Below are 24939 nucleotides of genomic sequence, written 5' to 3'. Positions count from 1 at the left end.
GCGGCGCGTGGCTCGCGCCGGGACGATCTGCTCTCAGTCTCTCCTCATGCCTGGTCGGAGCGCCACCACGTACACGTAACGGGCCCGGGGTGTTCCGGCGTGTTCTCGACCACACTCCCTGTCTTCCCGCGTGAGGTGCCTCTCTCCCTCGAACAGGACAGCGGGAGCACACCCGACGCCCCGTTAGTGTGGTTGGTCTGTACGCGATGCATGGAGGTCTCCCGTGTCCGACCCGAGTTCCGGTCCCGTCACCCTCGACGAAGCAGCCCAGAAGGCGAGCAACGCGGCGGGTTGGGTGGAGGAGAACTGGGCCACCTGGTTGAACACGGGCCTGCGGATCCTGCTGATCCTGCTGGTGGCGTTCCTGCTGCGGATGGCGGTCCGGCGGGCCCTGACGAAGCTCATAGAGCGGATGAACCGCTCGGCCCAGGCGGTGGAGGGCACGGCGCTGGGCGGTCTGCTGGTCAACGCGGAGCGGCGGCGGCAGCGCTCGGAGGCGATCGGCTCGGTCCTGAGGTCGGTGGCGTCGTTCCTGATCCTGGGCACGGCCGGCCTGATGATCCTCGGCGCGTTCGCGATCGACCTGGCGCCGCTGCTGGCCTCGGCCGGTGTCGCGGGTGTGGCGATCGGCTTCGGCGCGCGGAACCTGGTGACGGACTTCCTGTCCGGCGTGTTCATGATCCTGGAGGACCAGTACGGCGTCGGCGACTCTGTCGACGCGGGTGTGGCGTCCGGCGAGGTCGTCGAGGTGGGCCTCCGGGTCACGAAGCTGCGCGGCGACAACGGTGAGATCTGGTACGTCCGCAACGGCGAGATCAAGCGGATCGGCAACCTGAGCCAGGGCTGGGCGACGGCGGCGGTGGACGTGACGGTCCGCCCGACGGAGGACCTGGACAAGATCAACTCGATCATCGTCGAGGTGGCGGACGGCCTGGCCAAGGACGAGCCGTGGAACGAGCGCCTGTGGGGCCCGGTGGAGGTGCTGGGCCTCAACGAGGTCCTGCTGGACTCCATGACGATCCGCGTCTCGGCCAAGACGATGCCGGGCAAGGCCCTCGGCGTGGAGCGCGAACTCCGCTGGCGCATCAAGCGCGCCCTGGACGCGGCGGGCATCCGCATCGTCGGCGGCATCCCCGCCCAGGCGGAGGAGTCGACCCCCGACCCCACGGCCGGCATGTCCGCCCCCTCGGCCTTCGCCAACGCCACGTCCCCCCAGTCGGCAGCGGCCACCCCCCTCCCGAGCGCCAACCCGAACCTGTCGAAGTAGCACCCCGCTCACGGGTGCCGGACCCCCGGCGCCCCCGTAGGTAACGCTTTGGTTGCCTCGGGGGTGGCGGGGGTTCCGGTGTCTTGACGGGGGTGTGGGGGGCGCCTTAGCTTCCTGGCAACCGAATAGGAAAGTTTCCTAACAGTGCGGGAACGAAGGGCGGGTGCAGGCGCCATGGCCGGGACCACTCCGGGAACACCCGGGACTCCGCGGGTGCTGCGGGCCATGAACGACCGGGCCGCGCTCGACCTGCTGCTGGAGCACGGGACGCTGTCGCGGACGCGGATCGGGAAGCTGACCGGGCTGTCCAAGCCCACCGCCTCGCAGCTGCTCGCGCGGCTCGAGGCCGCCGGGCTCGTCGTCGCCACCGGGACGACCGCCGGTCGGCCGGGGCCCAGCGCCCAGCTGTACGCGCTCGACCCGCGCGCCGGGTACGCCGCCGGGCTCGACGTCAATCCGTACCGGATCCTCGCCGCCGTCGCCGACATCACCGGCGAGGTCGTCGGCGAGTACGAGCTGCCCACACCCGGGCGCGACCGCCACGACGTCGTCGGGCAGGTGCGGACCGCGCTCGACGGGGCCGTCAAGGACGCCGGGATCGCGCTCGGCGACGTCCGGCGGCTCGTCATCGGGACGCCCGGGGCCTTCGACCCGGCCACCGGACGACTGCGGTACGCCTCCCACCTGCCCGGCTGGCACTCCCCCACCCTCCTCGACGAACTCGCCGCGGCCCTGCCGATGCCGTTCGAGTACGAGAACGACGTCAACCTCGTCGCCGTCGCCGAGCAGCGCCTCGGCGCCGCCCGCGGGCACCAGGACTTCGTCCTCCTCTGGAACCAGGAGGGCATGGGCGCCGCCCTCGTGCTCGGCGGCCGGCTGCACCGAGGCTTCACCGGCGGCGCCGGCGAGGTCGGCTTCCTTCCGGTGCCCGGCACCCCGCTCGTCCGCGGCGTCACCAAGGCCAACAGCGGCGGCTTCCAGGAGCTCGCCGGCGTCCAGTCCGTCCCCCGGATCGCCCGCGCCATCGGCATCGACACCCCGGAACAGCCGTACGTGACCACCACCGCGGCGCTGCTCGCCACGGCCTCCGAGGAGCACGGCTCCGACCCGCTGTACGCCCAACTCCTCGACCGGTACGCGGAACGGCTCGCCACCGGACTCGCCTCCCTCGTCGCCGTCCTCGACCCCGAACTCGTCGTGCTCGCGGGCGAGGCCGTCGTCCCCGGCGGCGAACCCCTGCGCGCCCGCGTCCAGGCCGAGCTGACCGAGCTCGCCGCCGCCCGGCCGACGCTCGTCCTCTCCGCCGTGCCCCGGCGACCCGTCCTGCGCGGCGCGCTGGAGAGCGCCCTCGCCTCCACGCGCGACGACGTCTTCGACACCTCTCGCTGATCCACCGCCCCCCTCTCGCCGCCCTCCACCCCCAAGGGAGCCTTCGCCATGCCCGTACGCCTGCCCGAACGCCCGCGCCGCGCCCGCCGTGCGGCGCTCGCCCTCGCGTCCGCCGCGTCCCTCGCCCTGCTCGCCTCGGCCTGTACCGGCCAGTCCGCCGGCGGCACCGGCGACGACCCGAAGGCGAAGGCCACAATCACCTTCTGGCACGGCTGGTCCGCCCCGTCCGAGGTGAAGGCCGTGAACGACAACGTGAAGCGGTTCGAGGCGGACCACCCGAACATCAAGGTGAAGGTCGTCTCGAACATCACCGACGACAAGATCCAGCAGGCCCTGCGGGCCGGTGGCTCCAACGCCCCCGACGTGGTGTCGTCCTTCACCACCGACAACGTCGGCAAGTTCTGCTCCTCCGGCGCGTTCGCCGACCTGAAGCCGTTCCTCGACAAGTCGAAGATCGACCTCGAGAAGACCTTCGCCAAGTCCCGTCTCGACTACACCCAGTTCGAGGGCAGGCGCTGCAGCCTCCCGCTCCTCGGCGACGCCTACGGGCTCTACTACAACAAGGACGCCTTCGAGGCCGCCGGCATCACCGAACCGCCGGAGACCTGGAGCGAGTTCGACGCCGCCGCCGTCAAGCTGACCAAGGCGAAGGGCGACTCGTACGAGCGGCTCGGCTTCATGCCGGTCTTCCACGGCTACGAGTCCACCCCCGGCCACCTCGTCGCCCAGTGGGGCCCCACCTACTTCGACGCGGCCGGCAAGTCGAACATCGCCAAGGACCCGGCCTTCGCGAACATGTTCACCTGGCAGAAGAACCTGGTGAACAAGCTCGGCGGGTTCGCGAAGCTGGAGAAGTACCGCAACACCTTCGGCGACGAGTGGGGCGCCAAGCACCCCTTCCACACCGGCCAGGTCGCCATGCAGCTGGACGGCGAGTGGCGCCTCGGCATGGCCATGGACGCCAAGCTCCCCTTCGAGATAGGCGTGGCCCCGCTGCCCGTCGCCGACGACCAGCGCGACGAGTACGGCAAGGGCTACCTGTCCGGCACGATCGTCGGCATCGCCGCCACCAGCAAGAAGCAGAACGCCGCCTGGGAGCTGGTGAAGTACATGACCACCGACACCGACGCGGTGGTCAACTTCGCCAACGAGCTGCGCAACGTGCCCTCCACCAACGAGGCCCTGACCTCGCCCGAGCTGAAGCTCGACCCGCGCTTCAAGACCTTCCTCGACATCGCGCGGCACGCGAAGTCCAACACCACCCCGGCCTCCGTCAACGGCGGCGTGTACCAGGTGACGCTGCAGGAGTTCGGCTATCTGTACGAGTCCGGGAAGGAAACCGACCTGAAGGGTGGTCTGGAACGGACCGCGCGACAGATCGACACGGACATCGAGAAGGCCAAGTAGCACCGCGATGACCACCCACACCATGCGGTCGAAGCGCCGGAGGTCGGCCCTTGCCGCGAAGCGCAGAAAATCGGCACTGCGGACCGCGGCCTTCATGTCGCCCTGGCTGGTGGGCTTCACCGTCTTCTTCGCCTACCCGCTCGTGTCCACCGTGTACTTCTCGTTCATGGAGTACGACGGCTTCCAGGCGCCGGTCTTCAACGGGCTGGAGAACTGGAGCTACGTCTTCACCGACTATCCGGCGTTCTGGCCGGCGATGCGCAACACGCTGTGGCTGGTCGTCGTCATGGTGGCCTGCCGGGTCGTCTTCGGCCTCGGCGTCGGGCTCCTGATCACGAAGATCAGGACGGGGGCGGGCGTCTTCCGCACCCTGTTCTACCTGCCCTACCTCGCCCCGCCGGTCGCGGCGACGCTCGCCTTCGTCTTCCTGCTCAACCCCGGTACGGGTCCGGTCAACTCGGTCCTGGCCGACGTCGGCATCCCGGCCCCCGGCTGGTTCATGGACCCGACGTGGTCCAAGCCCGCGCTGACCGCGCTCGCGGTCTGGGGCGTCGGCGACCTGATGGTGATCTTCATGGCCGCGCTGCTCGACGTACCGAAGGAGCAGTACGAGGCGGCGGAGCTGGACGGCGCCTCGCCGTGGCAGCGGTTCCGCTACGTGACCCTGCCGAACATCTCCCCGATCGTGATGTTCGCCGTGGTCACCGGGGTCATCCAGACCATGCAGTACTACACCCAGCCCCTGGTGGCCGGGAAAGTCGCATCCGGCATCATCGGCAACAGCGGCCAGCAGTTCGAGCCGGGCTACCCCGAGAAGTCGACCCTGACCCTGCCCCAGCTCGTCTACAACCTGGGTTTCCAGCGCTTCGACTACGGCTCGGCGTGCGTGATCGCCCTCGTTCTGTTCGCCCTCGCGATGGCCTTCACCGCGCTGCTGATGCGGCGCCGCGGCGGCCTCGTCCCGGCAGGTGACTGACGCCATGACCACTGTGATCGACCGCATCGACCGGCCGAGCGCCCCGGCCCCGGCCGGCGGCGGCGCTGCCGCCGGCCGTACCGCCCGCCGCAAGGCGCTGCTCCACTGGATCGCCGTGCACGCGCTCGGCGTCGCGGTCGCACTGTTCTTCGTGCTGCCGTTCGTGTTCGTGTTCCTGACCTCGTTGATGAGCGACCAGCAGGCACTCACCCGGGACCTCGTCCCGGACACCTGGGAGTGGGGCAACTACACGCGGGTCCTGGACACTCCGGGCTTCCTCACCTGGTGGCGCAACACCCTGCTGTACGCCGGTCTGGGCACCGTCCTGACCGTGCTCTCGTCCGTGCCCGTCGCGTACGCGCTGGCCAAGTTCCGCTTCCGCGGGCAGCGGCTCGCGCTGATGCTGGTCATCTCGATGATGATGCTGCCGCCGCAGGTGGTCATCATCCCGATGTACCTGTTCTGGGCGAAGCAGATGGACCTGTCCGGGTCGCTGTGGCCGCTGATCATCCCGATGGCGTTCGGCGACGCGTTCTCCATCTTCCTGCTGCGGCAGTTCCTGCTGACCATCCCCGACGAGTACATCGAGGCGGCCCGGATCGACGGCTGCGGCGAGTTCCGCACGCTGCTCAAGGTCGTGCTGCCGATGGCCAGACCGGGCATCGCCGCCATCGCGCTCTTCCAGTTCTTCTGCTGCTGGAACGACTACTTCGGGCCGCAGATCTACGCCTCCGAGAACCCGGGCGCCTGGACGCTGAGTTACGGCCTGGAGTCCTTCAAGGGCGCGCACCACACCGACTGGAACCTGACCATGGCCGCGACCGTACTGGTCATGGCCCCTGTGATCCTCGTGTTCTTCTTCGCCCAGAAGGCGTTCGTCGAGGGAGTCACACTCACCGGAGTGAAGGGCTGACAGAAGACAATGAAGCTGGCTGTCGTGGGGGGCGGCTCCACCTACACCCCCGAACTGATCGACGGATTCGCGCGGCTGCGCGACACCCTGCCCATCACCGAACTCGTCCTCGTGGACCCGGCCGCCGAGCGGCTCGACCTGGTCGGCGGGCTCGCCCGGCGGATCTTCGCCCGGCAGGGCCACGACGGGCGGATCGTCACCACCTCCGACCTCGACGCCGGCGTGGACGGCGCGGACGCCGTCCTGCTCCAGCTGCGCGTCGGCGGACAGGCGGCCCGCGAGCAGGACGAGACCTGGCCGCTGGAGTGCGGCTGCGTCGGGCAGGAGACCACCGGCGCGGGCGGCCTCGCCAAGGCGCTGCGGACCGTGCCGGTCGTCCTGGACATCGCCGAACGGGTCCGGCGGGCCAACCCGAACGCCTGGATCATCGACTTCACCAACCCGGTCGGGATCGTGACGCGGGCGCTGCTGCGGGCCGGGCACAAGGCCGTCGGGCTGTGCAACGTCGCCATCGGATTCCAGCGGAAGTTCGCGGCGCTGCTCGACGTCGCGCCGTCCGAGGTGCACCTCGACCACGTCGGGCTCAACCACCTGACCTGGGAGACCGCGGTGCGGCTCGGCGGTCCGGAGGGCGAGGACGTACTGCCCCGGCTGCTCGCCGAGCACGGCGAGGCGGTCGCCGCGGACCTGCGGATGCCGCGCGAGCTGGTCGACCGGCTCGGCGTCGTCCCCTCGTACTACCTGCGGTACTTCTACCTGCACGACGAGGTGGTGCGGGAGCTGGGCCGCAAGCCGTCGCGGGCCGCCGAGGTCGCGGCGATGGAGCGGGAGCTGCTGGCCATGTACGGGGACCCGGCGCTCGACGAGAAGCCGGCGCTGCTCGCCAAGCGCGGCGGGGCGTTCTATTCGGAGGCGGCCGTGGACCTGGCGGCGTCGCTGCTGGGCGGCGGGGGGTCGCCGTACCAGGTGGTGAACACGTACAACAACGGCACGCTGCCGTTCCTGCCGGACGACGCGGTGATCGAGGTGCAGGCCGCGGTCGGCGCGAAGGGCGCGACGCCGCTGCCGGTGCCGCGGCTGGACCCGCTGTACGCGGGGCTGGTCGCGCACGTGACCGCGTACGAGGACCTGGCCCTGGATGCGGCGCTGCGCGGCGGCCGGGAGCGGGTTTTCAAGGCGCTGCTCGCGCACCCGCTGGTAGGGCAGTACGAGTACGCCGAGGGGCTCACCGACCGGCTGATCGCGCACAACCGGGAGCACCTGGCGTGGGCGTGAGCGGGGGGCAGGTCGCCGTGCTGGCGATCGACGCGGGGAACAGCAAGACGGACGTGGCGCTGGTCGGCGCGGACGGGTCGGTCCTCGGGACGGCGCGCGGCGGGGGGTTCCAGCCGCCGCTGGTGGGGGTCGAGGCGGCCGTGGACGTACTGGGCGCGGCGGTCGCCGAGGCGGCCGGGGCGGCGGGGCTCGACGCACCGCCGTACGCCGAGCATGTCTCGGCCTGCCTGGCCAACGCGGATCTGCCGGTCGAGGAGGCCGAGTTGACGACCGCGCTGGAGCGGCGCGGCTGGGCCGGTACGACGGAGGTGCGCAACGACACCTTCGCGATCCTGCGGGCCGGGGTGGACGAGCCGCGCGGCGTCGCGGTGGTGTGCGGGGCGGGGATCAACTGCGTGGGGATGCTGCCGGACGGCCGGACCGCCCGGTTCCCCGCGATCGGGCGGATCTCCGGGGACTGGGGCGGCGGGGGCGGCCTCGCTGAGGAGGCGATGTGGTTCGCCGCGCGGGCGGAGGACGGCCGGGGCGAGCCCACCGAGCTGGCCCGCGCGCTGCCCGCGCACTTCGGGCTGCCGACGATGTACGCGCTGATCGAGGCGCTGCACCTGGGCCTGATACCGAGCGGGCGGCGGCACGAGATGACGCCGGTGCTGTTCGCGGTCTCGGCGGCCGGGGACGCGGTGGCGCGGTCACTGGTCCACCGGCTCGCCGAGGAGGTCGTCGCCATGTCGACGGTCGCGCTGGCACGGCTCGGCCTGCTCGCCGAGGAGGCCCCGGTGGTCCTCGGCGGCAGCGTCCTGGCCGCGCGGCACCCGGTCCTGGACACCCGCATCACCGAACTCCTCGCGACGAGGGCCCCGAAGGCGGAACTCCGCGTGGTCTCGGCCCCTCCGGTCCTCGGCGCGGCCCTCCTGGGCCTGGACCGAGTGAACGCGGACGCTACGGCGGCAACCCGCCTGCGAAAGCGGTACGCAGCGGCCTAGGAGCGCGGCCCCCCGGCGGCGCCGGGGGCCGCCGGGGGCGCCGGGGGCCGCCGGGGGCGCCGGGGGCCGCCGGGGGCGCCGGGGGAGCGTTCTCGATTCCGTGCGCCCCCCGAGGGAACCGAATCCGGCCGCCGGTCGTGTTCCCTCGGGGGGCGTTTCACGTGCGGACGGGTCGCTGTTCGGCCCAGGTTGTGGCGGGGGTGGGCAACGGGACGGGTGGGGGCGTGGGGCACGATGGCGACAAGATCGAGTCATTCCCGGTGTGCGTGTCGGCCGCTCCGGCCATACTGCTGGCCGGGTAGTCGTCCCCCGAACCGACGGGAGGACGGTCCGACGTCGGCGACCGAGGGGGAGGTCACGTGACATACCCGCCGAACGCGCATCCCGCGCCGGCACCGCCGCAGGCGCCCTCGCCCGGGACGGTCGTCCTCGGCGCCGTGCCCGCGCAGCGCCCCGCGCCCGAGGGCCCGCACCGCGCGAGCGGGGTCTGGGCCGAGGGCCGCGAGCGCCTGCGCCGCGCCGCCACCACCGAGCCCGGCCGGCTGCAGATCATCGGCGCCGTACTGGCCGCTCTCGTGGTCGCGTTCGGCGCCGTGACCGCCCTCGAGATCTCCGACCGCGCCTCCTCCGCGGACGACGTGGTGAGCCGCAGCCAGCCGCTGAGCGCGGACGCCGCGAGCATCTACCGTTCCCTCGCCGACGCCGACACCGCCGCCGCCAGCGGCTTCCTGGCCGGCGCGCAGGAGCCCGCCGGCGTCCACCAGCGGTACACGGACGACATCACCACCGCGTCCCGGCTGCTGGTCAAGGCCGCCGCGAACACCGAGGGTTCGGTGGAGTCGGCCCGCGAGATCGCCACGCTGAGCGAGCACCTCCCCCGCTACACCGGCCTGGTCGAGCGCGCCCGGGCCGCGAACCGCCAGGGCCTGCCGCTCGGCGGCGCCTATCTCCGGTACGCCAACCAGCAGATGACGACGGAGCTGCTGCCGGCCGCCGAGCGGCTGTACGCGGCGGAGACGGCCCGGCTGCACGCGGACGACGAGGACGCGCGGGCGCTGCCGTACCTCTCCCTCGCACTCGGCCTGATCGCGCTGGCGGCCCTGGCCGCCGCCCAGCGCCGCAACTACCTGCGGACGAACCGGGTGCTGAACCACGGTCTGCTCGCGGCGACCGCGGCCGCCCTGGTCGTCCTGCTGTGGCTGGTCGTGGGGCACACGGTCGCCCGCGCCGAGCTGAACAACGCCCGCGAGCACGGCCAGGACTCGCTGCAGGTGCTGACCACGGCCAGGATCAACTCCCTCAAGGCGCGCGCCAACGAGAACCTGACCCTGGTCGCCCGTGGCGCGGTGCTCACCGACGACGGCAAGAACGACAAGTACGAGACCGAGCACACGGCCGGCATGGAGGCGCTGACCACGGCGATCGCCCAGGCCCGGGAGCTCGCCGACGACGACGCCGGGCGCGACCCGGTCTCGGATGCGGCGGAGCGGATCGCCGAGTGGAAGCAGCGCCACGCGGGCGCCCGGGCGACGGACAACGCCGGTGACTACGAGGGCGCGCTGGTCCGGGTGATCGGCGCGAAGGAGTCCACCGGCGAGTCCTTCGACCAGGTCGACGCGGCGCTGAAGAAGGCGCTCGACCACGAGCAGGCGGAGTTCACCCGGTCCGCGTCGGACGGCCGGGGAGCGCTGACCGGCCTCCCCCTCGGGGCGGGCGTGCTGGCGGTGCTCGGCGCTGTGGGGGCGATCATGGGCATCAACCGCAGACTGTCGGAGTACCGGTGAGAGGGGGAGAGATGACGGACGTCACAGGGCGCGGGCGGCGGGCGGCGGCCCGGATCGCCGGCCGGTTCAAGGGCTGGGGCGGGGTCGGCGCGATGGCCGTCGCGTGCGGCGTGACCGCGGCCCTCACCCTCGTACCGCTGACGCACGCCGGTGCGGACGCGGACACGTCCGGGGGACGTACGGGTGCCGGCGCCGGCTTCGGTACGGGCGTGCAGGTGAAGGCCGAGGCCCCGTGCCGGGACCCGGAGGCCTCGCTCACCCCGTCCACCGCCGACGGTCCCGCCGTCGCCGCCATCAAGGCGCGCGGCCGGCTCGTCGTGGGCGTCGACCAGAGCAGCTACCGCTGGGGCTACCGCAATCCGACGACCCGCACCCTGGAGGGCTTCGACATCGATCTGGCCCGGGCCATCGCCAAGGACCTCCTGGGCGGCGAGGACAAGATCATCTTCCGGGCCATCCCGACCAACCAGCGGATCGCCGCCCTGGAGGGCGGCAAGGTCGACCTCGTGGTCCGCACGATGACGATCAACTGCAAGCGGATCGGCCAGGTCGCCTTCTCCACCGCCTACTTCCAGGCCGGGCAGCAGGTGCTCGCGCCCAAGGACTCCGCGATCACGGGGTACGACGCCTCCCTCACCGGCAAGCGGATCTGCACGGCCGAGGGCTCCACCGCCTACGAGGCCCTGGAGCAGAAGTCGTTCGGGGCGGTGTTCAAGGACGAGGGCGACGGCACCAAGGACGACAAGGACCTGCTCACCGTGCCCAACCAGCTGGACTGCCTGGTCCGGCTCCAGATGGGCGAGGTCGACGCGGTCGTCACCGACAACGCGCTGGCGGCCGGCCAGGCCGCGCAGGACCCGGCGGTCGAGCTCAAGGGCAGGCCGTTCACGACCGAGTACTACGGGGTGGCCGCGAAGCTCGGCAACGACGACCTGGTGCGCCGGGTCAACCAGGTGCTCGTGCAGTACCGGCAGGGCCCGTGGACGGCAGCGTACGAGAAGTGGCTGAAGGCGGATCTGCCCGGCATCGCCGGGCCGCCGGCGCCGAAGTACAAGAGCGGCTGACCCGCCGGCCGCTGCGGGCGGCGGGCGGCAGGGGACTCGACAGGTGACGGCAGCAACAGCGGCAAGAGCGGAGAGGTGATCGATGGGCGTCGCGGGACCTCCTGGTCCGGTGATGGATCGGGACGAGGTGGACCGTGCGATGGCGCGGCTCGGCGCGGAGCACAAGGCGATCGAGGACTCGCTCCTCGCGCTCCAGGACCATGCCGGCCGCCGCCTCCTGGAGGGCGCCCGGCTCACCGGGACGACCCAGGACCGCTGGACCGCCACGGAGCGGACGATCACGCTGCTCTGGACGTACTTCGACGCCTACACCGCCGCCCTGCACACCGTCCGTGAGCTGCGCGCCCGACGGCGCTGGCCGGGACGCGAGGAGCTGGTGGAGCTGACCGAGCGGCTGCGCGGCGAGAGCGTGACGGTCGGCGGCGGCGCGGCCCTCGCCGAACGGTTCTCGCTGGAGAGCCTGGTGGACCGCATGAACGAGCTGTACGCCGGTTCGCTGGACACGGTCGTGACCGCCGACGCGGTCTGGTCCGCGCTGCCCGCGCGGATAGACCTGCTCGCCGCCGAGCTGGGCCGCACCCGCTCCCTCGCGCACTCCGTCGGCGTGCGCCCCGGTGAGCACCCGGCCGGCGACGAATTGGAGGCGATCACCGCCGAACTGACCGTGCTGCGCGAGCAGGTGGTCTCGGACCCGCTGGCCTTCTGGCGTCCCGCGCAGGGCAGTTCGGCGCCCGGCGGCGGCCGGCCCGACACCGAGCGGTACGACGGGGCGGCCCGCGCCCTGGAGGACGTACGCCGGGAGATCGAGGCGGTCCTCGCGGTCCGGCAGGACTCCGAGGAGCGGCTGCTGCGGCTGCGCGACGTGCTCTCGCGCGCGGACCGCACGCTGGCCGAGGCGCGGGCGGCCCGCGGCGAGGTGCTGGCGAAGATCGCCGCGTCCGAGGTTCCGGCGGTCAGCGGACCGCCGACCGTCCTGCAGGAACGGCTCGCGACGGCCGCGGAGTACCGCAGGCACGCGCAGTGGCACCGGCTCTCGCCGCTCCTGGAGTCGCTCGAACAGGAGGCGGAGGACGAACTGCTGCGCGCCCGCGAGTCGTTGACGGCGGTGACCGCGCCGCTCGCGGTCCGCGCGGAACTGCGCGGCCGGCTGGACGCGTACAAGGCGAAGGTGGCCCGGCACGGCTGGGCGGAGGATCCGCTGCTGATCGAGCGGTACGACACGGCCCGCCGCATGCTGTGGAGCGCCCCGTGCGACCTGCGGGTCGCCGAACAGGCGGTGCTCCGCTACCAGCAGGCGGCGACCGAGGCCCTGACGGGCCCCGGTGACGCGAGGGGGACACGGTGAGCGGGGCGGAGAACGGCCAGGGAGGCCAGGTGCCGGGCACGAACGGCGGTGCGGGCGCGACGGGTGGCGGGGCCACGCCTGCGGCCGCCGGTGCGACCGGCGCGGCCGGCTGTCAGCGGCCCGGGTGCGAGGGCGCGTACGAGGACGTGGGCGGCGGCGCGCTCTACTGCGACACCTGCGGGCTCGCCCCGATGCTGCCGCCCGGCGGCACGACGGGCACGACCGGCACGACCGCCTCCACGGGGTCCGTCAGCGGGCCGCACAGCCAGGTGACCAACCAGGCCGCCCCGCGCGCCGCGGCGGCCTCCGCACGGCCCGCCGGGGCCTCCTGCCAGCGGCCGTCCTGCGTCGGCACGTACGAGGACATGGGCGGCGGCGAACTGTACTGCGACACCTGCGGGCTGGCCCCGGTCGTCGCGCCCGGGGGCATGCTGCAGTCCTCCCCGACCGGTGTGGCCGTGGCCGGCAAGGGGTCGAGCAGCTCGTCGAGCAGCTCCCGCTCCTCGTCGCGGAGTTCGGCGGCCTCCGCACGCTCCTCGCGCTCGTCGCGCTCGTCGACGTCCCGACGCTCCGTCTCCGGCCGGCTCTCCCGCTCGCTCTCCGGGGCGAGCACCGCCCGGTCCGTCTCGGTGCGCAGCTCCGGCTCGTCCACCGGCCAGTCCGGCCGCAACCGGCTCGGCGCGGGCCTGGTCGCCATACCGGAGGTGCCGCGCCCGGACCCGCGTTCGGCGGTGATGGCGAACCCCGAGGTGCCCGAGCGGAAGCGATTCTGCTCGCGCTCCGACTGCGGCGCGCCGGTGGGCCGCGCGCGCGGCGACCGGCCGGGCCGTACCGAGGGCTTCTGCACCAAGTGCGGGCACCCGTACTCCTTCGTGCCGAAGCTGCGCGAGGGCGAGATCGTGCACGGCCAGTACGAGGTGGCGGGCTGTCTGGCCCACGGCGGCCTCGGCTGGGTCTACCTGGCCGTGGACCGCGCGGTCTCCGACCGCTGGGTGGTGCTCAAGGGCCTGCTCGACACCGGTGACCAGGACGCGATGGCCGCGGCGATCTCCGAGCGGCGCTTCCTCGCCGAGATCGAGCACTCCAACATCGTCCGGATCTACAACTTCGTCGAGCACCTGGACCAGCGGACCGGCTCGCTCGACGGCTACATCGTCATGGAGTACGTCGGCGGCAAGTCGCTCAAGGAGATCGCCAACGCCCGGCGCGGCCCGGACGGCCGGCGCGACCCGCTGCCGGTCGAGCAGGCGTGCGCGTACGGGATCGAGGCGCTGGAGGCGCTCGGCCACCTGCACAGCCGCAACCTGCTGTACTGCGACTTCAAGGTCGACAACGCGATCCAGACCGAGGACCAGCTCAAGCTGATCGACATGGGCGCGGTCCGCCGCATGGACGACGACGAGTCGGCGATCTACGGCACGGTCGGCTACCAGGCCCCGGAGGTCGCCGAGCTCGGCCCGACGGTGGCCAGCGACCTGTACACGGTGGCACGCACGCTCGCGGTGCTGGCCTTCGACTTCCAGGGGTACACGAACGTCTTCGTGGACTCCCTGCCGGACCCCGACAACATCGAGGTGTTCCGGACCTACGAGTCGTTCTACCGGTTCCTGGTGCGGGCGACCGACCCCGACCCGGCGCGCCGGTTCGCCTCCGCGCAGGAGATGGCGGAGCAGCTGACCGGTGTGCTGCGGGAGGTCGTGGCGCTGCAGTCGGGCCGGCCGCGGCCGGCGCTGTCGACGCTGTTCGGCACGGAACCGAAGGTCACGGACACCGAGTTGTTCGCGGAGCTGACCGGGGACGTGTCGGCGCTCGGGGCGCGGACCGTGCCCACGGGCGTCGCCGGGCTGTTCGGCGGCCGGAACCGGAAGGCGACGGCCGCGCTGCCGCCCTCGGCCACGGGGCCGTTCCTCGCGCTGCTCGACGTACGGGCCACGTCGCTGGCGCTGCCGGTGCCTCGGGTCGACCCCGGCGACGCCAACGCCGGCTTCCTCGCCGGTCTCACGGCCGCCGCGCCCGCCGAGCTGATCACCGCGCTCGCCGCGGCCCCCGCGCCCTCCCTGGAGCTACGGCTGCGCGAGCTGCGGGCCCGCCTGGAGATGGGCGAACTCGGCCCGGCCGGGCAGGCGCTGGCCGTCCTGGAGGAGAAGCACCCGGACGACTGGCGGGTGGTCTGGTACCGCGGCGTCGTCGCGCTCGCGACCCGCGACTACGAGAACGCGGCGCTGTCCTTCGACGCGGTGTACGACGCCTTCCCCGGCGAGCCGGCGCCGAAGCTGGCGCTGGCGGTCTGCGCGGAGGTGCTGGGCCAGCTGGACAACGCCGCGGAGTACTACCGCCTGGTGTGGACGACGGACCCGTCGTACGTCAGCACCGCGTTCGGGCTCGCCCGGGTGCAGCTGGCGGCCGGGGACCGGGCCGGCGCGGTGCGGACGCTGGAGTCCGTGCCGGAGGCGTCCATCCACTACACGGCAGCCCGGGTCGCGGCGGTACGGGCACGGCTGCGGCGGCGCGCCGCGCACGACCCGCTCGCCACGGACCTGACGGCGGCTGCGGCGCAGGTCGCGGCGCTGCAGAACTTCGGTCTCGACGCGGTGCGCCGGGAGCGGTTGTCGACGGAGGTCCTGGGTACGGCACTGGACTGGGTACTCTCCGGAAGTCCCGGTGCCCGGCCCGGCCGGACGCTGCTGCTCGGCAGTGAACTGGACGAGCGCGGGCTGCGCTTCGGGCTGGAACGCTCGTACCGGGTGCTCGCCCGGCTGGCCCAGCGCGGCGAGGAGCGGATCGAACTGGTGGAGCGGGCGAACCGCCTCCGCCCCCGGACGTGGGTGTGATGATGGACCGGAAACCGCAGACCCGACTGGCAGCCTGCCCCGGCTGCGCGGAGCCGCTGGAGTCGGGTGATCGTTTCTGCGGCGCGTGCGGCTACGCGCTGACGGCTGCCCAGGCCCCCCCCTCCGAGGACCGCCCCACGGTGGTCCTCGGCGCCACCGCTCCGGCCCCGGCCGGGGCCCAGGGCGAGGACCCGGACGTCGCCTGGCCGGCCCCGGCCCCCCGCGCCCCCGGCGACCAGTCCACCCCCACCCAGCACCCGGGCGACCTCCCGGCCACGGACTCGGGCGGCGGCTCACCGACGACAGGCGACCCGGGCGGGCTGGCCACGGCAGCCACACCGAGCGTGGCGGGCACGGCGGGTGAGGCAGGCGTGCAGGTGGCAGGCGGCCCGGGCACGGCGGGCGCGCTCGGCACGCCGGGCGCGGGCGGCGCGGCTGAAGACCCGGCGAGCGCGGCAGGCGTGCAGGGCCCGGCAGGCGCCCCGGGCGCGCTGGGCGCGGCAGGCACGCTCGGCGTGCCGGGCGCGGCCGGAGACCCGGCGAGCGCCTTCGGCGCGGCCGAGGCAGGGCCGCAAGCCGCCGCCGGACCGCAGGCCGGCCCCGCGCAGGACGGGTCCGCCTTGGGCCCGGCCGCCGGTGCCGGCCCGACGCGGCCGGCCGCCGCCGAGCCGTGGGCCGCGTCGGCGGTCGGCGCGGCGGGGGCGGACCTCGCCGGTGCGGCGGTCCGCCACGACGAGCCGCAGGCGGCCCCCGCCGCGACGGCGCCGGACGCCCCGGCCGCCCCCACGGCGCCGGAGGCGCCCGCCCCCGTCCCCGCGCAAAGCGCCTCGCACGACGGGGACTTCGAGCTGGCCGCGCCCGACCCACGGGTCGGGCAGGTCGCGGCCGGTGGCGCGAAGGTGTGCGTGGCCTGCCGGGCCGGGCGGGTGGACACCGACGGGTACTGCGAGAACTGCGGGCACGCGCAGCCCCGCGAGCGGGACCACATGGAGCGCGAGCTGGACTCCGTCGCCGCCGTGAGCGACCGCGGCCTGCGGCACCACCGCAACGAGGACGCCTTCGCCGTGTCCACCACCGCGCTGCCCGACGGCTCCCCCGCCGTCCTCGCGATCGTGTGCGACGGCGTCTCCTCCGCCACCCGCCCCGACGACGCCTCCGCCGCCGCCGCGAGCGCGGCCGGCGAGGCGCTGCTGGCCTCGCTGCCCCGCGGCACGCACCCGCAGCAGGCCATGCACGAGGCGATCGTCGCCGCCGCCGACGCGGTCAACTCCCTCGCGGAGGAGCCCGGCTCGGCGCGCGACCACGCCCCGCACCGGCAGCAGAACGCGCCCGCGTGCACGATCGTCGGATCGGTCGTCGCCGGCGGCCTGCTCGTCGTCGGCTGGGTCGGCGACAGCCGCGCGTACTGGGTCCCGGACGACCGCTCGACCCCGCCGGCCCGGCTCACCGAGGACGACTCGTGGGCCGCCCAGATGGTCGCCGCGGGCCTGATGAACGAGGCCGAGGCGTACGCGGACGAGCGCGCCCACGCGATCACCGGCTGGCTCGGCGCCGACGCGTACGAACTGGAGCCGCACACGGCCGCGTTCAAGCCGGACCGCCCCGGCGTGGTCGTGGTCTGCACGGACGGGCTGTGGAACTACGCCGAGGGCGCCGAGGAGATGGCCCGGGTCGTACCGCCGGACGCGGCCGCGCGCCCGCTGCACGCCGCGCAGGTCCTGGTCGGCCACGCGCTGGACGGCGGCGGGCACGACAACGTAACAGTGGCGCTGCTGCCGTTCGCCCTGCCGCCCCAGGGGGCAGGATCGGCCTACGGCACCCCCAGCCCCACCGCGTGAGCCTTCGTACAGGAGCCGAATCGATGGCCAACTTCTCCAAGTCGACCGTGCCGCACTTCTCGGTGGAGGTGTACCAGAACGAGTTCCTGCCGGAGGGCGGGCGCGAGGTCAACGCGATCGTGACGGTCACCGCCACCGGCGGCGGCACCCTCGGCGCCGGTGTGCCGCTGCAGCGGAGCGCGCCGGGCGCGAGCGCGTCCGCCGAACCGTCCACCGGTCCGTCCACCGGTCCGTCCGCCTCCGCCGCCGTCGTGATCATGGTCGACTGCTCGGGTTCGATGGACTACCCGCCGACCAAGATGCGCAACGCCCGCGACGCCACCGCGGCCGCCGTCGACACGCTGCGCGACGGCGTCGCCTTCGCCGTCGTCGCCGGCACGCACGTGGCGAAGGAGGTGTACCCCGGCGACGGCGGGCTGGCCGTCGCGGACGACCGGACCCGCGCCGAGGCGAAGGAGGCGCTGCGCCGGCTCTCCGCGGGCGGCGGCACCGCGATCGGCACCTGGCTCCGGCTCGCCGACCGGCTGCTCTCGGGCGCCGACGCACCGATCCGGCACGGCATCCTGCTCACCGACGGGCGCAACGAGCACGAGTCCCCCGCCGACCTGAAGGCCGCCCTGGACGCCTGCGCGGGCCGCTTCACCTGCGACGCCCGCGGCGTCGGCACGGACTGGGAGGTCAAGGAGGTCACCGGGATCGCCTCGGCGCTGCTCGGCACCGCCGACATCGTCGCCGACCCGTCCGGGCTCGCCGCGGACTTCACGCGGATGATGGAGGACGCGATGGGCAAGGAGGTCGCGGACGTCCAGCTGCGCCTGTGGACCCCGGTGGGCGTGGAGATCCAGTACGTGAAGCAGGTCGCGCCGACGGTCGAGGAGCTGACCGGCCGGCGCACCGAGGCGGGCCCGCGGGCGGGCGACTACCCGACCGGCTCGTGGGGCGACGAGTCCCGCGACTACCACGTGTGCGTCCGGGTGCCGGAGGCCGCCGTGGGGCAGGAGATGCTCGCGGCGCGGGTGTCCCTGGTCCGCCCCGACCCGGCGGGCGGCGCCCCGCAGACGCTGTCCCAGGGGCTGGTACGGGCGGTGTGGACGGACGACATGGCGGCCTCGACCTCGATCAACCCGCAGGTGGCGCACTACACCGGGCAGGCAGAGCTGGCGCAGGCCATCCAGCAGGGCCTCGATGCGCGCAAATCGGGAGATTTCGACGGGGCGACGGCCAAGCTCGGTCGAGCGGTGCAGCTCGCGGTGGCTTCCGGGAACACGGACACCGCGAAACTCCTTTCGAAGGTGGTGGACGTCGTCGACGCGGCGACCGGTACTGTGCGTTTGAAGGCGAAGGTCGCGGAAGCGGACGAGATGACACTCGAAACCCGCTCCACCAAGACGGTTCGCGTGAAGAAGTAGCCCGGCCACAGGGGCCGGACGACGAGAGGGGGAAGCACCGACATGCCGACCTGCCCGAACGGACACCAGTCGGTCTCCGACGACTGGTGCGAGGTCTGCGGCCATCGCATGGCCGGGGCGGGCGCGCCTGCGGGTGCCGTGCCGCCTCCACCGCCCCCGGCACCCGGCTACGGGTACCCCGGCGGCGACCCGAACGCCACCGCCCAGGCGGAGCTCTGCCCGCAGTGCCGCACGCCGCGCGAGGCGCTGGCGCCGTTCTGCGAGGAGTGCCGCTGGAACTTCCTCACCAACACGGCGACCTCGTACCAGCCGCCGGCCCCGCAGGGGATGCCCGGCCCGCCGCCCGGCCTGAACCTGCCGCCCGGCTTCCAGACCGGCCCCGGCCCGCAGGGCCCGCCGCCGATGCCGCAGGCCCCGCAGCCGCCGGACCCGTTCGACTACCAGGGCTCGCGGCCGTCGCAGATGAACCGCCCGGCCGAGCCGCTGTCCTCCGACCCGGGTCACCACCAGGGTCCGCCGCCCCCGCCGCCCGCGTTCACGCAGCCGGGCCCGCCGCAGCCTCCCGGCCCGCAGGCCGGTCCGCCCGCGCCCGGTCCGCAGCCCGGCCCCCCGGCGCCGCCGGCGTTCCTCCAGCAGGGACCGCCGCCGGTGCCGCAGGCGCCGCAGCAGCCGGGCGCCGACGACTGGATGCTGCCGCCGCCGTCGCACGCCCAGTCGGCCTCGCCGATGGCGCCGCCGGCCCCGCACGCGCCGCAGCAGCCGCAGCCGCACGCCCCCGCGCCGCAACAGCATCAGCCGCCGCAGGCCCCGCAGCAGTTCCCGGGCCAGCCGCCGCTGCCGCCGCACCTGGGCGGACCGCAGCAGGCGCCGCCGCAGGCACCGCAGCAGCAGCAGTTCCCGGGCCAGCCGCCGCAGTTCCAGGCGCAGCCCCCGGCCCCGGCGGGCTGGACCGCGGTGATCGGCCCGGACCGCGAGTACTTCCTGGCGATGATGCAGCGCAGCGGACCGGAGGCGTCGGGCCTGAACCTGCCCGCGTACTCCCCCGAGCAGCACCTGCCGCTGGACGGCAACCAGGTGACGATCGGCCGCCGCCGCCACTCGACGGGCGAGTCCCCGGACATCGACCTGTCGGTGCCGCCGGAGGACCCGGGCGTCTCCCACCAGCACGCGGTGCTGGTGCAGCAGGCGGACGGCTCGTGGGCGGTGGTGGACCAGAACTCCACCAACGGCACCACGGTCAACGGCGCCGAGGAACCCATCCAGCCCTACGTCCCGATCCCGCTCCAGGACGGCGACCGGGTGCACGTGGGCGCCTGGACGACGATCACCGTCCGCCGCGGCCGGATGTAGCCTCTGCCGCGCACGACCGCCGGCCGGGGCCGGGGCCCGATCCGAGAGACAGGCCTAGTTCCCGTCCGGCATCCCGAGGGGCCACGCGTAGGGCCCCTCGGGATCGTCGAGCCACGCCCACTGGCGGCCGTCGGCGACCGTGACCCCGAAGCGGTCGCGTCCCGGCCGCCGTTCGCGCTGCCAGAGCGAGTACGCCTCGCGCGCGTCCAGCACGGCGGCCGTCAGCGTGAGCGCGAAGCGGAACGTCTCGCTGTCCAGGGCCTTGCGGGGCAGCCCGGTGAGGCGGCCCTGCGGCGCGGGCGGAGTGCCGCGCAGCGGGACGAAGTACGCCGGGGTCGCCAGGAAGCGGCCCTCCGCGTGGCGCGCGTCGCGCACCGTCAGCAGGATCAGCCCGGTGGACAGCGGGGCGAGGATCCGCGCGCCGGGCCGGCACTGGCCGAGCCAGGCGTACGGGACCGACGGCAGCGTGCAGGTCGCGACGATCCGGTCGAACGGCGCCCGCGTCGGGCAGCCGCCCGCCCCGTCCCCGGTGATCACCGCGGGCCGGTGGCCGGCCGCGGCCAGGTGCGCCCGCGCGGACGCGGTGATCTCCTCGTCCAGGTCGATCGTGGTGACCCGGTCGTCGCCGAGCCGGTGGCACAGCAGGGCCGCGTTGTAGCCGCTGCCCGCGCCGATCTCCAGGACGTCGTCCCCGTCCCGTACCTCCAGGGTCTCCAGCATCAGCGCCATCAGCGAGGGCTGACTGCTGGAGGAGACCAGCTCGCCGTCGCGCATCCGGACGGCCAGCGGCTCGTCCCGGTACGCGCCGCGCAGCCAGCGGTCCCGCCGCGCGGGGTCCGGGTCGTCGAACCGCAGCAGGTCGGCCCCGCCGGCGTAGTACGACGGCACGAACAGGTGCCGCGGGACCTCGGCGAACGCGGCCCGCCAGGCGGGATCGCGCAGCGCGCCGTACGCCTCGATCTCGCGCAGCAGCATTCGCCGGGCCCACGCGCCCTCGGCGGCGAACGCGTCCTGCTCCGGAGCGGCCATGCCTCCACTGTGCACCGCCGGCCGGCGGGGGCGGGGCGAGGGCGGGGTCCGCGGAGGTCCTAGGGCTCGGGTCCTCGGCCGGGCGGTCTGAGACCATGGAGCGGTGAACGAGATTCCGCGCGGCACACTTCAGGAGCAGACCTTCTACGAGCAGGTCGGCGGCGAGGAGACCTTCCGACGCCTCGTCCGCCGCTTCTACCAGGGGGTGGCCGACGACCCGCTGCTGCGCCCCATGTACCCGGAGGAGGACCTGGGACCGGCGGAGGAGCGGCTGGTGCTCTTCCTGATCCAGTACTGGGGTGGCCCCCGCACGTACAGCGACCACCGCGGCCACCCGAGGCTGCGGATGCGGCACGCCCCGTTCACCGTCGACAAGGCCGCCCACGACGCCTGGCTGCGGCACATGCGCGACGCCGTCGACGAGCTGGGGCTCTCCGAGGAGCACGAGCGGCAGCTGTGGAACTACCTCGCCTACGCCGCTGCCTCGATGGTCAACACGGCGGACTGACCCCCGGGACGACGGTGACGTTCCGCGATCGGTTGGCCACCTTCCGGTCAACCGGCGTCGCGTTCCGGCCAATGCGCCGTCACTCCCACCCCGGCTCACACATTCGCCGCTAACTTCACAGCCGCAACACATCGAACGGACATCCGCACCCGGCGGATGTCCTTCTTCTTGTGGAGGTTCAACGTGCAACGGAGAACCACGCGACTGGGCGCTCTGGCAGCGGGCGCCGTCACCGCACTGCTGGCCGGCGGTACGGCCCAGGGCAGCGCGTACTACGTCTACCACGGCAGCGATTTCGGCTACATCAGCACCGATCACAGCTACGTACGTGTATGCGACCGCGAAGTCGACGGCTTCAACGTCTACTCCGACTACACCCGCCTGTCCGGTGCCACCGGCCGCGTGGAGGAGACCGGCGGCTACTGCAGGTCGGGCGGTTCGGCCGGCTCCGCCGTGTACAGGCTGCGCACCTGCGAGAACTATCCGTTCGCGCCCGACTCGTGCTCCGGCTGGAAAGAGCACTACTGACCATGACCGCCTCCCTCACCCTGGACGTCTCCGGCCTCACCTGCGAGGCCGGCGGTCGCACCCTCCTGCGCGACGTCGCCCTGACGGCCCGCGCGGGCGAGTCGCTCGCCGTGACCGGCCCCAGCGGCAGCGGCAAGTCCACGCTGCTCGCGGTGCTCGCCGGGCTCCGGCCGCCGCGGTCCGGGACGGTCCGGGTGTGCGGGACGGACACCGCCACGCTGCGGCCCGCGAAGGCCGCGGCGTGGCGGCTGCGCACGATCGGCTTCGTCTACCAGTTCGGCGAGCTGCTCCCCGAGCTGAGCGCGATCGAGAACGCGGCCCTGCCGCTGCTGATCGGCGGCACCGGCCGGGCACAGGCGTACGGGACGGCAGGACGGCTGCTCGACGAGCTCGGGGTGGGGAAGGTCGCCGACTCCCCCGCGGACGTCCTCTCCGGCGGCGAGCGGCAGCGGGTCGCGGTGGCCCGCGCCCTGTCGACCCGACCGCCGCTGATCGTCGCGGACGAGCCGACCGGCGCCCTCGACGAGCAGGCCACCGACGACGTCTGCGAGCTGCTGTTCTCGCTCCCGGAGCGGTACGGCACGACCGTGCTCACCGTCACCCACAACCCGCTGGTGGCGGTGCACGCCGACCGGCGGCTGCACCTGCGGGACGGCCGGCTGGAGGAGCTGACGGAGGCGCGGGCGGAGGCGGAGGCGCCGGACGCCGCGAGGTCCGAGGTGTCCGAACCGGCGTCTGCGGAGGCCGAGGCGTGAGGCGTCGCGGGGCCACCGCGCAGCTGCTCGCCGTCGGGCGCCGGGCCGCCGATCGCGGCCGGGACCCCCGGCACACCGTCCAGGCGCTCTGCCTGCTCCTCGCCGGGGTCGCCGCCGGCCTGCTGATCTGGGGCATCCAGGTCAACGCCGCCGTGTACGGGGCTCGGGACGCCCGTACCGAGGCCCGGCTCCCGGTCCGCGCGGCGGAGGGCACCGCTCCGGCCCTGTGGTGGGCGGACGGTGCGGACACCGTGGGCGACCGGGCGTTCTCGGTCGTCACGGTCGAACCGGTCGCCGACGGCGCCCCCCTGCCGCCCGGCCTGACGCGGTGGCCCGGCCCCGGTGAGGCGTTCGTGTCCCCCGCGCTGCGCGCCGCGCTGCCGGCCGCCGACACCCGGTACGGCCGGCTCGCCGGCACCATCGCCCCGAGCGGGCTCAAGGATCCGGGCGAGTTGTTCGTCTACCGCCGGCCGCCCCCGGACGCCGGGTTCGCGGGCGCCGGTTCGGCGTTCCCGGTCACCGGCTTCGGCGCCCCGTTCGTCGATCGCGCCTTCTTCATGGGCGACGGCTTCGACCGCGCCGAGGCCGACCTGTACTGGCTCATGGCACCGCTCCTCGGGCTGCCCGTGGTTGTCCTGCTCGTCGTGGCCGCCCGGCTCGGCGCGCGCGGCAGGGACCGCCGGCTCGCCGTGCTGCACGCGATGGGCGCGGGCCGCTCCGTCCGCGCCCGGATCGCCGCCGGGGAGTGCCTGCGGCCGCTGGCCGCGGGCGTCCTCGCCGCCGGTGCGCTGCTGACCGTCCCCGTCCTCACCGGAGTCACGCTGCCGGTGACGGGGTACGAGATCGCCGCCCGCGATCTCGCCGCCCTGCGCTGGGCGTTCCCGCTCTCGCTGATCGCCGTCTGGGCCGTGCTGTGCCTGGCCTTCGCGGCGCTGCATCTGCGGGTCGGCCCCCTGCCGGGCGCGCGCCCCCGGGCCGTCCGGGAGCGGCTCGCGACCTGGCCGGGACGGTTCTGCGGGCTCGGCACGCTGTTCGCGCTCTGGGGCGCGATGCTCGGCGGCGAGGCCGGGATGCGGCTCTTCATCCTCGGGACCTTCCTGGCACTGGGCGGCCTGCCGCCGCTCCTCGGCCGGGCGGCCGCGCACGTCTCCGGCAAGCTGATCCGGCGCAACGAGGGCGACCCCGCCCGGCTGGTCGGCGCCCGCTGGGCGGGGGCGCATCCCGGGGTGCTCGCCCGGACCACCGCCGCGATCGCGGTGCTCCTCGGGCTGCTGGCCCAGGTACAGATCGCGGTCACGGAGCTGACCACGGAGGCGCAGCACGCCCGCGCGCTCGCCACCCGCCTCGACGGCCGGCTGACGCAGGTGGAGGGCGCGCGCGACCCGCGGCAGGCCGCCCGGTTCCTGGACGCCCTCGCGCCGGGCGACCGGGTACTGCGGGTCCTCGCCCCGGACGACGGCCGTCCGCCGGTCTTCGTCGGCGACTGCCGGGCCCTGGCGGCGTTCTCGCCGATGACCCGCTGCCCGCGCGACCGGGCGCTCCCGGCGGAGCAGGTGTTCACCGCCCGCACCCCGCGCACGGAGGCCCTGCGCTGGAGCAGCTTCGGCGCGGTGAACGTCCGGGCCGCGACCGGGCCGGACGAACTGCTGCAGGGCAGGAGCGCGTTCATCGTCCTCACGGGCGAGTCCGCCGGCGGCATCGACCGGGTCAAGAGGGCCGCGTACCGGGCCTTCCCGCAGCCCCAGGTCGGCGTGCCCGGTGCGGACCGTGTCATCGGCGCCGCCGCCCGGGCCCGGATCGCCGACTGGGTGCTGCTCGTCGCGGGCGCCGGGCTCGCGCTGCTCGTCGTGACCGGCTCGGCGAGCCTGCTGCACGCCTTCCTCGACCGGGCGGACGAGCTGCGCACGATGGCCGGTTACACCTCCGGCGCCGCCTTCCATCTGCGGGTCGCCTGGTGGGGCATGGGTGTGCCGACGGTCTGCGCGCTGGCCCTGGCGACGCTCTTCGCCGGGCTGCTCGCCGGGTTCAACCTCGCCTTCCTCGCGCCCTCCGGGGGCTCCCCGGCCGGCCTGCTCGGCGGCGGACTCACGCTCGCCGTGCTCGCCTGCGCGGCGGCGACGGTCGCGGGCGGCCTGCTCGGGGCCCGGTACACGCACCGCTGGGTGCCGCGCGGGGACTGACCGGGCGAACCCGGCGCGACGGGACGCCCGTTGACCGATTTCGTTGACTGAATGTACGGCTCCGCACACGGACGGGCGGAATCCGGTGACGGTGCGCCGGATAACGGT

Annotated in this window: 19 protein-coding genes; 18 read left to right on the top strand and 1 reads right to left on the bottom strand. The window is 74.1% G+C overall.

The genetic code is table 11. The features are described 5' to 3' along the window. The first annotated feature begins 223 nt into the window (after positions 1-223). The 14 genes from R2D22_RS24345 (at position 224) to R2D22_RS24280 (ending at position 19831) form a co-directional block, all read left to right on the top strand. Entirely contained in the window at positions 224-1267 is a 1044-nt protein-coding gene (locus R2D22_RS24345; protein WP_318106789.1) for a mechanosensitive ion channel family protein, read from the top strand. A gap of 174 nt (positions 1268-1441) precedes the next feature. Next, positions 1442-2656 (top strand): ROK family transcriptional regulator, encoded by a 1215-nt coding sequence (locus R2D22_RS24340; RefSeq protein WP_318106788.1) that lies wholly within the window; start codon positions 1442-1444, stop codon positions 2654-2656. A 48-nt stretch (positions 2657-2704) separates the two neighbouring features. Further along, positions 2705-4063 carry an ABC transporter substrate-binding protein gene (locus R2D22_RS24335; protein WP_318106787.1) on the top strand — a complete coding sequence of 453 codons (1359 nt, stop codon included), beginning with the start codon at positions 2705-2707 and terminating at the stop codon, positions 4061-4063. 7 nt (positions 4064-4070) lie between these two features. Further along, positions 4071-5039 carry a carbohydrate ABC transporter permease gene (locus R2D22_RS24330; protein ID WP_318106786.1) on the top strand — a complete coding sequence of 323 codons (969 nt, stop codon included), beginning with the start codon at positions 4071-4073 and terminating at the stop codon, positions 5037-5039. A gap of 4 nt (positions 5040-5043) precedes the next feature. Next, on the top strand, positions 5044-5952 hold the full coding sequence (locus tag R2D22_RS24325; RefSeq protein ID WP_318106785.1) for a carbohydrate ABC transporter permease: 909 nt from the start codon (positions 5044-5046) through the stop codon (positions 5950-5952). A 9-nt stretch (positions 5953-5961) separates the two neighbouring features. Beyond that, the gene (locus R2D22_RS24320) at positions 5962-7227 is read left to right on the top strand and encodes a 6-phospho-beta-glucosidase (RefSeq protein WP_318106784.1); all 1266 of its coding nucleotides are present in this window, start codon (positions 5962-5964) and stop codon (positions 7225-7227) included. After that, complete coding sequence (locus tag R2D22_RS24315; RefSeq protein ID WP_318106783.1) at positions 7218-8210, top strand: N-acetylglucosamine kinase; 993 nt, start codon at positions 7218-7220, stop codon at positions 8208-8210. The genes R2D22_RS24320 and R2D22_RS24315 overlap by 10 nt, the downstream gene beginning before the upstream one ends. Positions 8211-8569: 359 nt before the next feature. Then, positions 8570-9994, top strand: a complete 1425-nt coding sequence (locus R2D22_RS24310) for a hypothetical protein (RefSeq protein WP_411977072.1) — start codon at positions 8570-8572, stop codon at positions 9992-9994. A gap of 11 nt (positions 9995-10005) precedes the next feature. Beyond that, entirely contained in the window at positions 10006-11058 is a 1053-nt protein-coding gene (locus R2D22_RS24305) for a glutamate ABC transporter substrate-binding protein (protein ID WP_318106782.1), read from the top strand. Between the two features lie 82 nt (positions 11059-11140). Beyond that, positions 11141-12403: a coiled-coil domain-containing protein gene (locus R2D22_RS24300; RefSeq protein WP_318106781.1), complete on the top strand. Its 1263-nt coding sequence runs from the start codon at positions 11141-11143 to the stop codon at positions 12401-12403. Positions 12404-12768: 365 nt separating this feature from the next. Next, positions 12769-15234 carry a serine/threonine-protein kinase gene (locus tag R2D22_RS24295; RefSeq protein ID WP_318109962.1) on the top strand — a complete coding sequence of 822 codons (2466 nt, stop codon included), beginning with the start codon at positions 12769-12771 and terminating at the stop codon, positions 15232-15234. 2 nt (positions 15235-15236) lie between these two features. After that, a complete protein-coding gene (locus R2D22_RS24290) occupies positions 15237-17072 on the top strand; it encodes a protein phosphatase 2C domain-containing protein (protein ID WP_411977163.1) in 1836 nt (611 codons plus the stop codon). 23 nt (positions 17073-17095) lie between these two features. Continuing rightward, positions 17096-18481 (top strand): vWA domain-containing protein, encoded by a 1386-nt coding sequence (locus tag R2D22_RS24285; RefSeq protein ID WP_318106779.1) that lies wholly within the window; start codon positions 17096-17098, stop codon positions 18479-18481. A gap of 42 nt (positions 18482-18523) precedes the next feature. After that, positions 18524-19831, top strand: a complete 1308-nt coding sequence (locus R2D22_RS24280; RefSeq protein WP_318106778.1) for an FHA domain-containing protein — start codon at positions 18524-18526, stop codon at positions 19829-19831. Between the two features lie 54 nt (positions 19832-19885). Here the strand turns inward: R2D22_RS24280 and R2D22_RS24275 are convergent, their stop codons facing one another. After that, positions 19886-20860, bottom strand: a complete 975-nt coding sequence (locus R2D22_RS24275) for a methyltransferase domain-containing protein (protein WP_318106777.1) — start codon at positions 20858-20860, stop codon at positions 19886-19888. 103 nt (positions 20861-20963) lie between these two features. Between R2D22_RS24275 and R2D22_RS24270 the strand changes: the two genes are divergently transcribed. The 4 genes from R2D22_RS24270 (at position 20964) to R2D22_RS24255 (ending at position 24831) form a co-directional block, all read left to right on the top strand. Beyond that, positions 20964-21368: a globin gene (locus tag R2D22_RS24270; RefSeq protein WP_318106776.1), complete on the top strand. Its 405-nt coding sequence runs from the start codon at positions 20964-20966 to the stop codon at positions 21366-21368. Between the two features lie 183 nt (positions 21369-21551). Then, complete coding sequence (locus tag R2D22_RS24265) at positions 21552-21896, top strand: hypothetical protein (RefSeq protein WP_318106775.1); 345 nt, start codon at positions 21552-21554, stop codon at positions 21894-21896. A 2-nt stretch (positions 21897-21898) separates the two neighbouring features. Continuing rightward, on the top strand, positions 21899-22651 hold the full coding sequence (locus R2D22_RS24260; protein ID WP_318106774.1) for an ABC transporter ATP-binding protein: 753 nt from the start codon (positions 21899-21901) through the stop codon (positions 22649-22651). Beyond that, complete coding sequence (locus tag R2D22_RS24255; RefSeq protein ID WP_318106773.1) at positions 22648-24831, top strand: hypothetical protein; 2184 nt, start codon at positions 22648-22650, stop codon at positions 24829-24831. The genes R2D22_RS24260 and R2D22_RS24255 overlap by 4 nt, the downstream gene beginning before the upstream one ends. The last annotated feature ends 108 nt before the right edge of the window (positions 24832-24939 follow it).

This window comes from Streptomyces sp. HUAS YS2 (genome assembly GCF_033343995.1).
Lineage (GTDB): Bacteria > Actinomycetota > Actinomycetes > Streptomycetales > Streptomycetaceae > Streptomyces > Streptomyces solicathayae.
This window is presented reverse-complemented; position numbering and strand designations above follow the sequence as displayed.